We start from the raw sequence: 13,893 nt of genomic DNA on the forward strand, positions 1-13,893 counted from the left end.
AGCATTCAATAATTTTGTTTGTACTTTTCACCAACCAGTACATCTCTATAATTCAAAAGTTATTTACTCGTCTCTATACTTACTTAGTTTTATTTTATTTTCTTTACATTGATTTGTCAATGTTCAACGAAGTCATATGGCGTCATTTCCCCCATATTAATCATTGGATCAATTTGGAAAATTGTCGACTCGTTTAATTGGATATCATTTTCTTTTTCATTATTCAAATCCAGTTGATTTTCATTTTGTTTTTGCTCGTTAATAGTTTGTTTATTTGTATTTAAATTATTTTTGTTTTGTCCAAAATACGATTTTAACAAATCATTTAATTGTGTTAATCGTGTTTGTCCATTTGTTTTTAAACCTATATCAAACGCTTCTTGTTCACCAAGCAAAACAAGTGATTGTTTAGCTCTAGTTAATCCTGTATAAAGAATGGGACGTTGTAACATCCTATAATATTGTCTAACAATAGGCATAATAACAATAGGAAATTCTGAACCTTGTGATTTATGGATAGATGTACAATATGCATGTGTTAGTTCCATTAAATCTTGTTTAGTAAATGTAATTTCATTACCTTCAAAATCTACAACTAACACATCTTTATTTAGAGCATTTTCTTTGGCCCAAAATATACCTACTATTATACCTATATCCCCATTAAATATATTATCATTAGGTCGATTAACTAACTGAAGTACTTTATCTCCTTTTCTATACACCGCTTCACCAAATTCTATTTCACGATCATCTTGTTGTTTCGGATTAAGAATAGATTGTAGAACTTGGTTAAGTCTCTTAATACCAGCGTTACCTTTATACATAGGAGCCAAAACTTGTATATCACTCATATCATAGCCTTTAGCTACAGCGCTTTTAACTACTTTATCAACAACGTCTGGTATTTGATTCGTACCACAACGAATAAAACTACGATCATGATAACGTTTAGTAATATCGATAGGTTCATTTAATTTCATACGGTGAGCTAAGTCAATAATACTGGAACCATCTTGCTGACGATATACTTCGGTAAGATTAACACGCGGTATTATTTCAGAATCAATAAGGTCTTTAAATACCTGTCCTGGACCTACTGATGGTAACTGATCTTCATCTCCGACAAATACAATTTGTGCTTCTAAAGGCACAGCACTTAAAAATTGATGGAACAACCAAGTATCTACCATTGACATTTCATCGATGATAATGAGTCTTGCATTAATCTCATTTTCTAAAATATCCTGTGGTTGTGTATCTTGGTTCCAACCGATTAAACGATGTATTGTCATTGCCTCTAAACCTGTCGATTCGTGAAGGCGCTTAGAAGCACGACCAGTGGGTGCGGCTAACACTACTGGATAATCATCTTCATTGTAATCATCATAATCGAGCGAGAGGCCATGTATTTCTGCATATAATTCAACTATACCTTTAATGACTGTGGTTTTACCGGTGCCCGGACCGCCAGTTAAAAGCATAATTTTAGAATTTATTGCTGTTTCAAGCGCTTCTTTTTGAGAGGCAGAGTAATTAACCTCATTTTGTGACTCAATATCACCAATATGTATTTGTAAATCAGACTGTTCTATTTCTTTTAATTTAGATGTGTTTGTTTTAATTCGGTATAAGTTTTGCACACTTTTCAATTCTGAATAGTATAAACTTGGAATTGATACCTGATCAGCTTCAGATATTAATTTTTTCTCTTCTGATAAAACGTCAATTATTTCTAGTAATTGCTCTATTTCAACTGGTTTCTCAATATCTTCATTGAGTAAATTTTGTGTTGTTTCTATAACAATGGTACGAGGTAGATATGTATGTCCTTGTTTAATACATTCTTCTTCTAATGTAAATAATAATGCTGCTTTTAATCTTTCAGGTGAATGTGGCTCAATACCGACGTTTCGAGCGAGTTGATCAGCCTTATTAAATCCAATACCTTTAATGTCATATACTAATTGGTAAGGGTTTTTATCTAAAACATTTAAAGTATCACCCATATAGAACTGATATATAGCCATTGATAATTTCGGTCCAAACCCAAGGTCGTGTAAACGTATCATAATTTTCTCAGATTCTTGGTTTGCATTAATCTGATCAGCAATTTGTTTTTGTTTCTTCTTTGGTAAACTAGGTACATTTTCTAAGATTTCTGGGCGAGTTAAAATATCATTTATAGCATTTTCACCTAGTGTATTTACAATGTTTTGAGCCGTTTTTTTACCGATGCCTTTAAATAAATCACTTGATAAGTAACTAATAATAGCATCTTTAGTTTGAGGTAACTCTTTTTCAAATCTTTCAGCCTTTAATTGCTTACCATAACGTGGATGTTGTACGACTTGACCCTTAAAAGTATAAACATCGCCTTCAACTACATTGGGAAGAAACCCTACCACAGTTGGCATACTATCAAATTTCTCATTTGACTCGATAGTATCTACTTTTAGAACAGTATAAAAATTATCCGTATTTTGAAATAAAATAGCATCAACTGTACCTTTGATCATTGAATAATCAAAAAGTGTAGGGTCAGACATATTATTCCTCCTCTTTCATTGTTTTGAATGTCTTTAATGCATGTTGGCTAAGTAAATGTTTTTCATCTATTGATATTGCTTGTTCAAAATATGCAATTGCTTCATCTAAATCTTCATTTTTCATATATGTTGCTAAACCAAGATTATATATACCATCTACATGTTGTGAATCGATAGAAAGAACCTTATTTAATTGTTTAATTGCTTCATCAAACATTTCGAGTTGACATAGTACTAACCCATATTGAAATTGTACTTCTAAATCTCTATCATCGTCCAATTCAGCTGCAGTCATTAAAAACGGTAAAGCTTCTTTAAAAGCACTTAGTTGATTAAATGACATACCAATCATATAATTACAATCTTTTTTCGCAACTTCATATTGTAGTGAAGTTTGATATAGCTTTATTGCTTCGTTATAACGTTCTTCATTATAATAAATATTCGCCAAGTTGTAGTAAACAGCACCATTTTCAGGTTCAATAGTTAATGCCTTTTGAAAAAAACGTTCTGCTTTTTCAATTTCTCCAACATCTGATAATACAATACCTGCGTTAATATAATTTTCAACAATGGCTGGATTTTCTTCTATATTTTCAAACAAGTCTTTCAAGGCGGTATCTAATTTACCATCTTTAATGTTTTGGTATATCTTACTTTGTTCGTGCATCTTTTCTCCCTCATTTCTACACGATTATAACATGATTATTGAAATATGTATTTTCAGGACATTTAAGTCAATATTTCTTTATTTATATATTTTTTATTAAAAAACAAGTCATAAAAAAACCGTTAATACAAGAATTTCTCATGAATTAACGGTATAAACAATTTATACGACGTAACTTAATTGACCTTCGTTTTTATAAACATCATCAATTGTAGCGCCACCTAAACATACTTCTTGATTATAGAAGACAACTGCTTGACCAGGTGTGATTGCTCTTACTGGTTCAGCAAAAGTTACTCTAATGGAATTCTCGTTTTCGCGTTGAACATAAACTTTAGTATCTTTTTGGCGATAACGGAATTTAGCTGTACATTCAAAACCTTTTTCCAAATCAATTTCACTTGGATTAACAAATGAAAAATCAGAAGCTATAAGATAATCACTATAAAGTGCATCATGGTGGAATCCTTGTTCAACATATAATATGTTATCATTTAAATTTTTACCTACAACAAACCATGGATCTCCATCTCCACCGATGCCTAAGCCGTGACGTTGACCAATTGTATAATACATCAATCCGCTATGCTGTCCCATTTTTTTTCCGTTCAATGTCAACATTTCACCAGATTGAGCGGGTAAGTACTGTGATAAAAATTCTTTAAAGTTTCTTTCACCGATAAAACAAATACCTGTTGAGTCTTTTTTCTTGGCAGTAGCTAAATTTTGCTCTTCTGCAATACGTCTTACTTCACTTTTTTCAATATCTCCAATTGGGAACATGACTTTGGATAGTTGTTCTTGGGATAATTGATTTAAAAAGTAAGTTTGATCTTTATTATTATCAACACCTCTTAGCATTTCAACATGCCCATCTTCATGACGACGTATACGTGCATAATGACCTGTAGCGACATAATCAGCACCTAATTTTAAAGCATGTTCTAAAAATGCTTTAAATTTAATTTCTTTATTACACATTACATCAGGGTTAGGTGTACGACCTTTTTTATATTCATCAAGAAAATAAGTAAATACTTTATCCCAATACTGTTCTTCAAAATTAACAGCGTAGTATGGGATGCCAATTTGATTACATACTGCAATCACGTCATTATAATCCTCAGTGGCTGTACACACTCCATTTTCATCAGTATCGTCCCAATTTTTCATAAATATACCTATTACATCATAACCTTGTTCTTTCAACAAGTATGCAGTAACAGAGCTATCCACTCCACCAGACATGCCCACAACTACGCGTATATCTTTGTTAGACACTATGATTCCTCCTTAAATTTATGATAGATTTTATGAATTTCAGCTACTATATATTTAATTTCTTGTGTTGTTGTTTGTTCATTAAAGCTAAAACGTACTGAATGTTTTGCTCGTTCTTCATCTTCAAACATAGCTGCGAGTACATGAGATGGTGTCGTAGAACCTGCTGTACAAGCAGAACCTGAAGATACATATACATGGGCTAAATCTAGTAATGTTAACATTGTTTCAACATCTATAAATGGAAAATAAATATTTAAAATATGCCCCGTTGAATCTGTCATCGAACCGTTTAATTCAAACGGAATTGCCCTTTCCTGTAACTGAACTAAAAATAATTCTTTTAAATTCATTAAATGAACATTATTTGCATCTTGATTAGTTATAGCTAATTCAAGTGCCTTTGTTAATCCTACAATTTGAGGTAAATTTTCTGTACCTGCTCGACGTTTGGTTTCTTGTTCACCACCAAGTTGATTATATGCTATTGGTGTATGCTCTTTTACTAATAGCAAACCAACACCTTTAGGACCACCAAATTTGTGTGCTGAAATACTCATCGTATCAATTTTAAAATTATGAAAATCTAAATCTAAATGTCCAATGGCTTGAACAGCATCAACATGGAATAATGCATGAGTGTCTGTAATAATATCTTCAATATCATAAATATTTTGTACTGTTCCAATCTCATTATTTACAAACATAATTGATACTAAAATTGTTCTATCATTAATTGTTTCTTTTAATTGGTCTAAATCAACTGCACCAGTATCATCTACATCTAGATACGTAACATCATAACCTTCTTTTTCAAGTTGCTCATATACATGTAATACTGAGTGGTGTTCAATTTTCGTAGTAATAATATGATTACCTAATTGTTCATTCGCTTTCACTAATCCTTTTATAGCAGTATTATTTGATTCTGTTGCACCACTTGTAAATATTACTTCATTTGGATTCGCTCCCAACAATTGTGCAACTGTACGACGTGACTGGTCAAGATATTTACGCGCATCTCTACCAATAGAATGTATTGACGATGGATTACCAAAATGAGATTGATATATTTCCATCATAGCATCTATTACTTCTTGTTTTACTGGCGTAGTCGCAGCATAATCTGCGTATACTTCCATGTTTGGACACTCCTTGTCAAATTATCAATGTTCCTATAATAGCACCATTATTTATTTATTTCTACTTTTCTGTTTTTCCAATGAAAGAAAATGTAAGTCATTTAAATTTTAACATCTAACCTACCAATTTATCGAATAACATTTTTGTAAATAAAGTTAAAATAATTTGAGCAATTCAATATTGAAAATCGAAAATGATTGTTATACTTCAACTATTATTAATAATGGAAAGGAAGCATTTTGTATGAAAAATATAAAATTATCTGCATTAAACTTAGTACCTATACGTGAAGGTCAAGAAGATAAAGATGCAATTAACGACATGGTTACACTCGCTCAAGCATTAGATGACTTAGATTATGAGCGCTACTGGATTGCAGAGCATCATAATGCTCCAAATTTAGTTAGTTCAGCTACTTCTCTATTAATTCAACATACATTAGAACATACTCATTCTATCAAAGTAGGTTCTGGAGGCATAATGTTACCGAATCATGCACCATTAGTCGTAGCAGAACAATTTGGGACATTAGAAACATTATTCCCTCAACGTGTGGACTTAGGATTAGGACGTGCTCCTGGTACAGATATGATGACTGCGAGCGCATTAAGAAGAGATCAGCATAATGGTGTTTATCAATTTCCTGAAGAAGTTGAACAACTGCAACAATATTTTGGACCGGGTCATCAACAAGCATATGTACGTGCTTATCCTGCGGTAAATAAAAATGTACCAATGTATATTTTAGGTTCATCTACAGATTCTGCACATTTAGCTGCACGTAAAGGGTTACCATATGTTTTTGCAGGACATTTTGCTCCACAACAAATGAAGGAAGCACTACAAATTTATAGAGAATTATTTGAACCTTCAGAAGTACTAGATAAACCTTATGTAATTGTTTGTTTAAATACAATTGTGTCAGACTCTGATGAACAAGCAGAATATTTAGCAACTACGATGTCTCAAATAATGGTAAGTATAACACGAGGAAAAATGCAACCTGTCCAACCACCAACAGATGATTTAAAGGCCCTATTAACACCGCGCGAATATGAATTAGCGCAACAACGTATAAAAGGGTCACTTATAGGATCTGAAGATACAGTTAAACAAAAACTTGAATCGTTCATAAAAGAATACGGCGATATCGATGAACTCATGGCAATTAGTTATATCTATGATCAAGACAAACAAATAGAATCATATCGAAGATTAGAACGTGCAATTAAATCATAGTAAAATGTTAACACCTTACCAATGTTTACTGAGGGTTAGACATTCAATATTGTCTCACTCTTTTGATGAATTTTAATAAGTTAAATATGATTTTCATAACTTTATATATATATCATTTTGTATTAAAAAATTAATAGCTACCAACACAGTTTCAAACTGTGTTGGTAGCTATTTAACCTTTTAAAATCATTTAGGGGCTTTTTTTATTTATCCTTTTTGTCGTTTTTATCTTTGTTGTCTTCGCCACCTGTATATTCATTTATTTTATCTTTTACTTTGTTAACTTGTTCGTTATCACTATCTTTAAATTTTTCAGCAGCTTCTTTAGCTTTATCCATAAAACCCATAAAATTTACTCCTCTCAGTTATAAAAGTTTATTTATAGCAACAACAAAATGGATTAAAAATGTGAATCCATGATTGCTATGTTTTGTTATAACCTCAAAAAATATTAGTTAAACATTGTAGGCAAAATTTTTACGAGTAAATAATAAATGGTCTATCTATGTATCTATTTAACCACTATAAAAATTTAAATATAGAACATATAACCATCTAAGTCTTCATTCGCATCTTTGTAATCTGCAAGATATTTTAATGTAGTATGATCTAAAACATCTCTTACAGCGTCTCTCATTCTAATCCATAGTTGTTTTTGTGCAGGCGGTTCTGAATCAATACTCTCTACAAACGTAATCGGTCCTTCTAGTAATCGGATAATATCTCCTGCAGTAATTTCTTCTGATGGAACTCTAAGTTGATAACCACCTTTAGCACCTCGAACGCTTCGAATTAATCCAGCATTTCTTAAAGGGCCTACTAATTGTTCAAGATATAAATCACTTAGTTTATTTTCTTCAGCAATAGTTTTTAGTGATACACAACCTTGACCTTCTCTTTTAGCAAGAGATATCATCAATGTTAATCCGTATCTCCCTTTTGTTGATATTTTCATTGTATAACCTCACTTAATTCGAATAGTATCTGTTACCATTCTATCATTTTTTACGTTAATATAATATTAGAAAGGTGTGAAAAATGTGAGTACAGAACCATTAGCCTCTCGAATGAGGCCGAAAAATATAGATGAAATTATATCTCAACAGCACCTGGTTGGTCCGAAAGGTATAATAAGAAGGATGGTAGATACTAAACGTCTTTCTTCTATGATTTTTTATGGTCCACCTGGAATTGGTAAAACAAGTATTGCAAAAGCAATTTCAGGAAGTACACAATTTAAATTCAGACAATTAAATGCCGTAACTAATACAAAGAAAGATATGCAGTTAGTTGTCGAAGAAGCGAAGATGTCAGGACAAGTTATCTTACTATTAGATGAAATTCATCGTTTAGACAAAGCTAAACAAGATTTTTTATTACCTCATCTTGAAAATGGTAAAATTGTATTAATCGGTGCAACAACTTCAAATCCTTATCATGCGATAAATCCAGCGATACGATCTAGAGCACAAATATTTGAGCTTTACCCATTAAATCAAGATGATATAAGATTGGCATTAGATAGAGCTATAAATGATAAGGAAAGGGGTTTAAGTACTTATCATCCTATTGTAGATGAAGATGCTATCGAATATTTTTCAACGCAAAGCCAAGGCGATGTTAGGAGTGCATTAAACGCTTTGGAATTAGCTGTACTAAGTGCTCATATTGATGAACAAAACGAAAGACATATTACTTTAGATGACGCAAAAGATTGCTTACAAAAAGGTGCTTTTGTAAGCGATAAAGATGGCGACATGCATTACGATGTCATGAGTGCTTTTCAAAAATCAATTAGAGGTAGTGATGTCAATGCAGCACTCCACTACTTAGCACGTCTAATTGAAGCTGGTGACTTACCTACAATCGTACGTCGATTACTTGTAATTAGTTATGAAGATGTTGGGTTAGCATCACCTAATGCAGGTCAGAGGACTTTAGCAGCGATACAATCAGCTGAACGTCTAGGTTTTCCAGAAGCACGAATTCCCCTTAGTCAAGCGGTAATAGAATTATGCTTATCACCTAAATCAAATTCTGGTATCACAGCAATAGATAAAGCTCTTGGAGATATAAGAAATGGACATATAGGTCAAATACCGGATTATCTGAAAGACGGTCATTATTCAGGCGCTAAAAAGTTAGGACGGGCTATAGGTTACAAATATCCTCATAACTATGAAAATGGTCATGTTGTACAACAATACTTACCAGAAAAATTAAAAAACAGAGTGTATTATGAACCAAAAACCACATCAAAAAGTGAACAACAATTTAAAACAATTTACGATAATTTACGAAATAAAACATAATTATATTCATTGAAAATATGTAGCGAAGATTAATATGTTAGTTGCAAAAAACCTGGGACAATGGTGATGTCCCAGGTTTTTACAATGAGTTATTGTAGATTTATTTAAACTATGAATCAAATTTTACAAAAAATAGAAGATAGTATTTTTCTTGCAATGAGATAGATGACTTTAATTTAGTCCTTTATCTTTAATTCGCCTTACAGGTATATCTTTTAAAATATCATTGACAACGTAGCTTGCACAAATAAGGCCTACTACACTTGGAACAAATGCATTAGAAGATGGAGGCATTTGCCCTTTTCTATTGATTGCATTCTTATCTCCTACTGTTTCTTTTACGTCCTCGCGTATAACAATAGGACTTTCATCAGAAAATACTACTTTAACACCCTTACGAATACCAAGACGTTTCAAACGATTTCTAATTACTTTAGCCATAGGATCAGTATGTGTCTTTGAAATATCTGCAATTTCAAAACGTGTCGGATCAGTCTTATTTGCTGCACCCATACTTGAAATTAACTCAATTCCTCTTTCTAAACACTCTTTCATGAGATGAACTTTATAAATGATTGTATCGCTCGCATCAATAAAATAATCAATATCATAATTATTAAAAATATCTTTGTATGTTTCCTCAGTATAAAACATATGCAAAGAAGTAACTTTACAATCAGGATTTATTAATTTGATTCTTTCTTCCATTAGCGTGACTTTACTTTGACCAATAGTTGATGTCAGTGCATGGATTTGCCTGTTCACATTTGTAATATCGACATCATCTTTATCTATAAGTATGATGTGCCCAATATTAGTCCGAGCTAATGCTTCAGCTGCAAATGACCCGACGCCGCCAACACCTAAAACTGCAACAGTCTTATTTTTTAGTAAGTCCAGCCCTTCTTGTCCTATTGCTAATTCGTTCCTTGAAAATTGATGTTTCATCTTTAGCTCCTTTAATTCCAATTCATTATATCTATGCCTCTTTATAATTATTTACACAAAAATACGCAAGACAAAAGTCTTGCGTACCGATAGAGTCCGTTGATGCCGTAGTTATAAATAGCTTGATCATTCGGCCTGCTATATACAGGTGGGTGCCCTGTTTCTCGTTTTGCAAGTCCTCCTATAGAGGCGTGTGCGCTGCGAGAAAACCTATTGGGCTCCCTGATCAAAGAGTGTTAGGCCCAAATAAAAAGCAAACTTACGAACACCACAGATGACTATCTTATGAAATTATCATACCACAATTTAAAAAGAGAAGTAAATTTTAAAGACTTATCATTTAGCTCAAATGTGTATTAATTTTTCATGAATTCTAAACTAGTTCCAAAATTAGAATATAATGTCTGATTAATTATTTTACTCATCGTTGTTTTACATTCATTTCTTACGATTGACCTCTCTGTGCCAATCTCTTAAGAACCATTAAATTAAGGCCCTAGTCCCAACTTGCTTTGTCCGTTGAATTTCTTTGTGAAATTCTCTTTGTTGGGGCCCTAGTCTCTGATTCTTAGTGAGAGTTCTTGGAGTTGTTTATCAGATACTTCTCCTGGAGCGTCAGTTAAAAGACATGTAGCTGATGCTGTTTTAGGGAATGCAATTGTATCTCTTAAGTTTGTTCTATTTGTTAATAACATCACAAGTCTATCTAGACCTAACGCAATACCACCATGAGGTGGAGCACCGTATTTAAAGGCATCTAATAAGAAACCAAATTGCTCTTGAGCTTGTTCATTAGTAAATCCTAAAACTTCAAACATTTTTTGTTGCAATTCACCATCGTGTATTCTTATAGAACCACCACCAAGTTCATAACCATTTAGAACAATATCATAAGCGTTAGCTTGTACATTTTCAGGTTCTGTGTCTAGCTTTTCGATATCTTCTCTTTTAGGAGAAGTAAATGGATGATGTGCAGCTACATAACGTTTTGCATCTTCATCATACTCTAATAACGGCCAATCAGTTACCCATAAGAAATTTAATTTTGATTCATCAATTAAACCTAATTCTTTTGCTAATTTAATTCTTAAAGCCCCTAAACTTTGAGCAACAACATTAGGTTTATCAGCTACAAACATTACTAAATCTCCAGGTTTAGCTTCTGTTAATTGTTTAAGTGTTTCAACATTAGCATCTTCGAAAAATCTAGCAATTGGGCCACTTAAACCATCATCTACAACTTTAACCCAAGCTAATCCTTTTGCACCATATATATTTACAAACTCTGTTAATGCATCCATGTCTTTACGTGTATATTTATCTGCAGCGTCTTTTGCGACAATTGCTTTAATTTCGCCGTTGTTGTCTACAGTATCTTTAAAAACTTTAAAATTCATTTCTTTACCAAGCTGTGACACATTGATAAGTTCCATACCGAAACGAGTGTCAGGTTTATCTGAACCATAACGATCCATAGCCTCAGCATATGTCATACGTGGGAAAGGCCCACTAACGTCTATTCCTTTTACATCTTTAACAACTTTACGTAACATATCTTCACCCATGGCTATGATATCTTCTTGATCGACAAAACTCATTTCAATATCAACTTGAGTGAATTCTGGTTGGCGATCTGCACGTAAGTCTTCATCGCGGAAACATTTAACAATTTGATAATATTTGTCAAAACCACTTATCATTAATAGTTGTTTAAATAATTGTGGTGATTGTGGCAACGCGTAAAATTCACCCTCGTGTACACGGGAAGGTACTAAATAATCTCGCGCACCCTCAGGTGTTGATTTTGTTAATACTGGTGTTTCAATATCGAAGAACCCATTATTATCTAAGTATTGACGGATAGAACGCGTAGTTTGATGTCTCATTTTAAAAGTTTGTGCTAATTCTTGTCTACGCAAATCTAAATATCTATATTTTAATCGAATATTTTCATCAACGTTTACATTTTCTTCATTAATTGAAAATGGAGGTGTTTCTGATTTGTTAATAATCTCAATATTTGAAACTTGAACCTCAACTTGGCCTGTTTTGATTTTTGGATTAATAGTTTCAGCATCACGTTTTGTTACTACACCTTGAACTTCGACTACATATTCTGAGCGTACTGTTTCAGCAACTTGCAATGCTTCTTCTGAAAAGTCAGGATTAAAAACTATTTGGACAATACCTTCACGATCTCTTAAATCAACAAAAATTAATCCACCTAAATCGCGTCTGTTATGAACCCAACCTTTTAATGTTACTTTTTCGTTTAAAAATTCTTCTGTGACTAAACCACAATACGTTGTTCTTTTATTCATTTTTAGACTTCCTTTCTATTTTTAAAATAGTTAATTAATTCATCTAATTGCACATTTTCTGTTTCACCTGAAATCATGTTTTTCACACCAATTTCATTATTTTCAAGTTCTTGATCTCCAATTACTACAGTATATTTAGCATTAAGACGATCAGCTTGTTTCATTTGTCCTTTAATTTTTCTGTTTAGGTAATCCTTATCTACCTTTATTCCATTTCTTCTTAAATCATTGATTAACTTAACAGCATAACGATCGGCATCTTCTCCCATTGTCACAACAAATAAATCAAAATCTTCACTTACATCTAATGAAATACCTTCTTCATCAAGTGCCATTAATAATCTTTCAATACTTAGTGCAAATCCAATACCTGTTTCATCTGGACCATCTAATAATTGTAACAATCCATTATATCGACCGCCACCACATAATGTAGTGATAGCTCCATCGTATTCTGGATTATCAATCATTAATTCAAAGGCAGTATGAGTATAATAATCTAATCCACGAACTAAGTTAGGATCTTCAACATAAGATATGTTCAAATTATCAAGATGTAATTTAACTTGTTCATAATAAGATTTAGAATCATTATTGAGATAATCTGTGATACGGGGTGCATTTTTTACTGCTTCTTTATCTCTATCGATTTTACAATCTAAAATTCTCATAGGATTAGTGTGTAATCTTGATTGACAATCTGAACAAAATGTATCAATTACAGGTTCAAAATGTTTTACTAATGCTTCGTTATATTCTTTACGTGACTCACTATCTCCAATACTATTGATAACTAACTTTAAGTGTTTTAATCCGAAAGACTCATAAATATGCATAACCATAGCGAGTATTTCAGCATCAATACTAGGGTTTTCCGCTCCTATTGCTTCGACACCAAATTGGTTAAATTGGCGATATCTTCCTTTTTGTTTACGTTCATATCTAAACATAGGACCATTGTAGTAAAGTTTGATAGGTTGATTGGGGTCACCTTGCATTTTATGTTCAATATATGAACGTACAACGGCTGCAGTTCCTTCAGGACGTAATGTTAAACTACGATCCCCTTTATCTTTAAATGTATACATTTCCTTTTGAACAACGTCAGTAGAATCCCCCACGCCTCTTGCAAAAAGTTCAGTACTTTCAAAAATTGGCGTTCTTATTTCTTTATAATTATACAATTCCATTAATGTGTGTAATCGATTTTCAATGTAACGCCATTTAGCAGAATCTTGCGGCAAGATATCTTGAGTACCTCTTGGCATCTTAATCATAAAACTCTCTCCTTTATTATTAAAAAAGATCAAAATAGTCTTTTATTTTCATATGGGTTGTAAAAAATTAAAAAGTCCCTTGTATAGTGCAAAACTATACAAGGGACGATTCACCGTGTTGCCACCCTATTTGATTATACTGATAAAAGCATA

General features: G+C 32.5%; 11 protein-coding genes and 1 other RNA gene. 2 read left to right on the forward strand and 10 right to left on the reverse strand.

Annotation, left to right across the window (positions count from 1 at the left end; all coding sequences use genetic code 11):
* Positions 1-116 precede the first annotated feature (116 nt).
* The 4 genes from HMPREF3058_RS10530 to HMPREF3058_RS10545 form a co-directional block, all read right to left on the reverse strand.
* Positions 117-2,549: an SF1B family DNA helicase RecD2 gene (locus HMPREF3058_RS10530; RefSeq protein ID WP_002499442.1), complete on the reverse strand. Its 2,433-nt coding sequence runs from the start codon at positions 2,547-2,549 to the stop codon at positions 117-119.
* A gap of 1 nt (position 2,550) precedes the next feature.
* The gene (locus HMPREF3058_RS10535) at positions 2,551-3,219 is read right to left on the reverse strand and encodes a tetratricopeptide repeat protein (RefSeq protein WP_002487461.1); all 669 of its coding nucleotides are present in this window, start codon (positions 3,217-3,219) and stop codon (positions 2,551-2,553) included.
* 162 nt (positions 3,220-3,381) lie between these two features.
* A complete protein-coding gene (gene mnmA / locus HMPREF3058_RS10540) occupies positions 3,382-4,500 on the reverse strand; it encodes a tRNA 2-thiouridine(34) synthase MnmA (RefSeq protein ID WP_002475161.1) in 1,119 nt (372 codons plus the stop codon).
* Complete coding sequence (locus tag HMPREF3058_RS10545; protein ID WP_002491148.1) at positions 4,500-5,642, reverse strand: cysteine desulfurase family protein; 1,143 nt, start codon at positions 5,640-5,642, stop codon at positions 4,500-4,502. Before HMPREF3058_RS10545 ends, mnmA begins: the two co-directional genes overlap by 1 nt.
* A 244-nt stretch (positions 5,643-5,886) precedes the next feature.
* Between HMPREF3058_RS10545 and HMPREF3058_RS10550 the strand changes: the two genes are divergently transcribed.
* The gene (locus tag HMPREF3058_RS10550; RefSeq protein WP_002457776.1) at positions 5,887-6,882 is read left to right on the forward strand and encodes an LLM class flavin-dependent oxidoreductase; all 996 of its coding nucleotides are present in this window, start codon (positions 5,887-5,889) and stop codon (positions 6,880-6,882) included.
* Positions 6,883-7,085: 203 nt separating this feature from the next.
* Here the strand turns inward: HMPREF3058_RS10550 and HMPREF3058_RS10555 are convergent, their stop codons facing one another.
* Together HMPREF3058_RS10555 and cymR are read right to left on the reverse strand one after the other, a co-directional pair.
* Positions 7,086-7,229 carry an SAS049 family protein gene (locus tag HMPREF3058_RS10555; protein ID WP_002446608.1) on the reverse strand — a complete coding sequence of 48 codons (144 nt, stop codon included), beginning with the start codon at positions 7,227-7,229 and terminating at the stop codon, positions 7,086-7,088.
* 185 nt (positions 7,230-7,414) lie between these two features.
* The gene (gene cymR, locus HMPREF3058_RS10560) at positions 7,415-7,837 is read right to left on the reverse strand and encodes a cysteine metabolism transcriptional regulator CymR (RefSeq protein WP_002475149.1); all 423 of its coding nucleotides are present in this window, start codon (positions 7,835-7,837) and stop codon (positions 7,415-7,417) included.
* 85 nt (positions 7,838-7,922) lie between these two features.
* Here cymR and HMPREF3058_RS10565 point away from each other — a divergent pair, with 85 nt between their 5' ends.
* A complete protein-coding gene (locus HMPREF3058_RS10565; RefSeq protein ID WP_002446610.1) occupies positions 7,923-9,194 on the forward strand; it encodes a replication-associated recombination protein A in 1,272 nt (423 codons plus the stop codon).
* A gap of 171 nt (positions 9,195-9,365) precedes the next feature.
* On the opposite strand, the gene HMPREF3058_RS10570 is transcribed toward HMPREF3058_RS10565, so the two are convergent.
* The 4 genes from HMPREF3058_RS10570 to hisS form a co-directional block, all read right to left on the reverse strand.
* Entirely contained in the window at positions 9,366-10,142 is a 777-nt protein-coding gene (locus tag HMPREF3058_RS10570) for a tRNA threonylcarbamoyladenosine dehydratase (protein WP_002475155.1), read from the reverse strand.
* A gap of 89 nt (positions 10,143-10,231) precedes the next feature.
* A non-coding RNA gene (ssrS, locus tag HMPREF3058_RS10575) (6S RNA) lies at positions 10,232-10,422 on the reverse strand.
* 274 nt (positions 10,423-10,696) lie between these two features.
* Positions 10,697-12,463, reverse strand: a complete 1,767-nt coding sequence (gene aspS, locus HMPREF3058_RS10580; protein WP_070731400.1) for an aspartate--tRNA ligase — start codon at positions 12,461-12,463, stop codon at positions 10,697-10,699.
* A gap of 2 nt (positions 12,464-12,465) precedes the next feature.
* Positions 12,466-13,740: a histidine--tRNA ligase gene (gene hisS, locus HMPREF3058_RS10585; protein ID WP_002491142.1), complete on the reverse strand. Its 1,275-nt coding sequence runs from the start codon at positions 13,738-13,740 to the stop codon at positions 12,466-12,468.
* Between the last annotated feature and the right edge of the window lie 153 nt (positions 13,741-13,893).

Source organism: Staphylococcus sp. HMSC068G11 (genome assembly GCF_001815825.1).
Lineage (GTDB): Bacteria > Bacillota > Bacilli > Staphylococcales > Staphylococcaceae > Staphylococcus > Staphylococcus epidermidis.

Bases quoted from the DNA above. Each gene is read 5' to 3' on its own strand.
- HMPREF3058_RS10530 (WP_002499442.1), bottom strand. From the start codon at position 2,549: ATGTCTGACCCTACACTTTTTGATTATTCAATGATCAAAGGTACAGTT.
- HMPREF3058_RS10535 (WP_002487461.1), bottom strand. From the start codon at position 3,219: ATGCACGAACAAAGTAAGATATACCAAAACATTAAAGATGGTAAATTA.
- HMPREF3058_RS10545 (WP_002491148.1), bottom strand. From the start codon at position 5,642: ATGGAAGTATACGCAGATTATGCTGCGACTACGCCAGTAAAACAAGAA.
- HMPREF3058_RS10550 (WP_002457776.1), top strand. From the start codon at position 5,887: ATGAAAAATATAAAATTATCTGCATTAAACTTAGTACCTATACGTGAA.
- HMPREF3058_RS10555 (WP_002446608.1), bottom strand. From the start codon at position 7,229: ATGGGTTTTATGGATAAAGCTAAAGAAGCTGCTGAAAAATTTAAAGAT.
- cymR (WP_002475149.1), bottom strand. From the start codon at position 7,837: ATGAAAATATCAACAAAAGGGAGATACGGATTAACATTGATGATATCT.
- HMPREF3058_RS10570 (WP_002475155.1), bottom strand. From the start codon at position 10,142: ATGAAACATCAATTTTCAAGGAACGAATTAGCAATAGGACAAGAAGGG.
- aspS (WP_070731400.1), bottom strand. From the start codon at position 12,463: ATGAATAAAAGAACAACGTATTGTGGTTTAGTCACAGAAGAATTTTTA.
- hisS (WP_002491142.1), bottom strand. From the start codon at position 13,740: ATGATTAAGATGCCAAGAGGTACTCAAGATATCTTGCCGCAAGATTCT.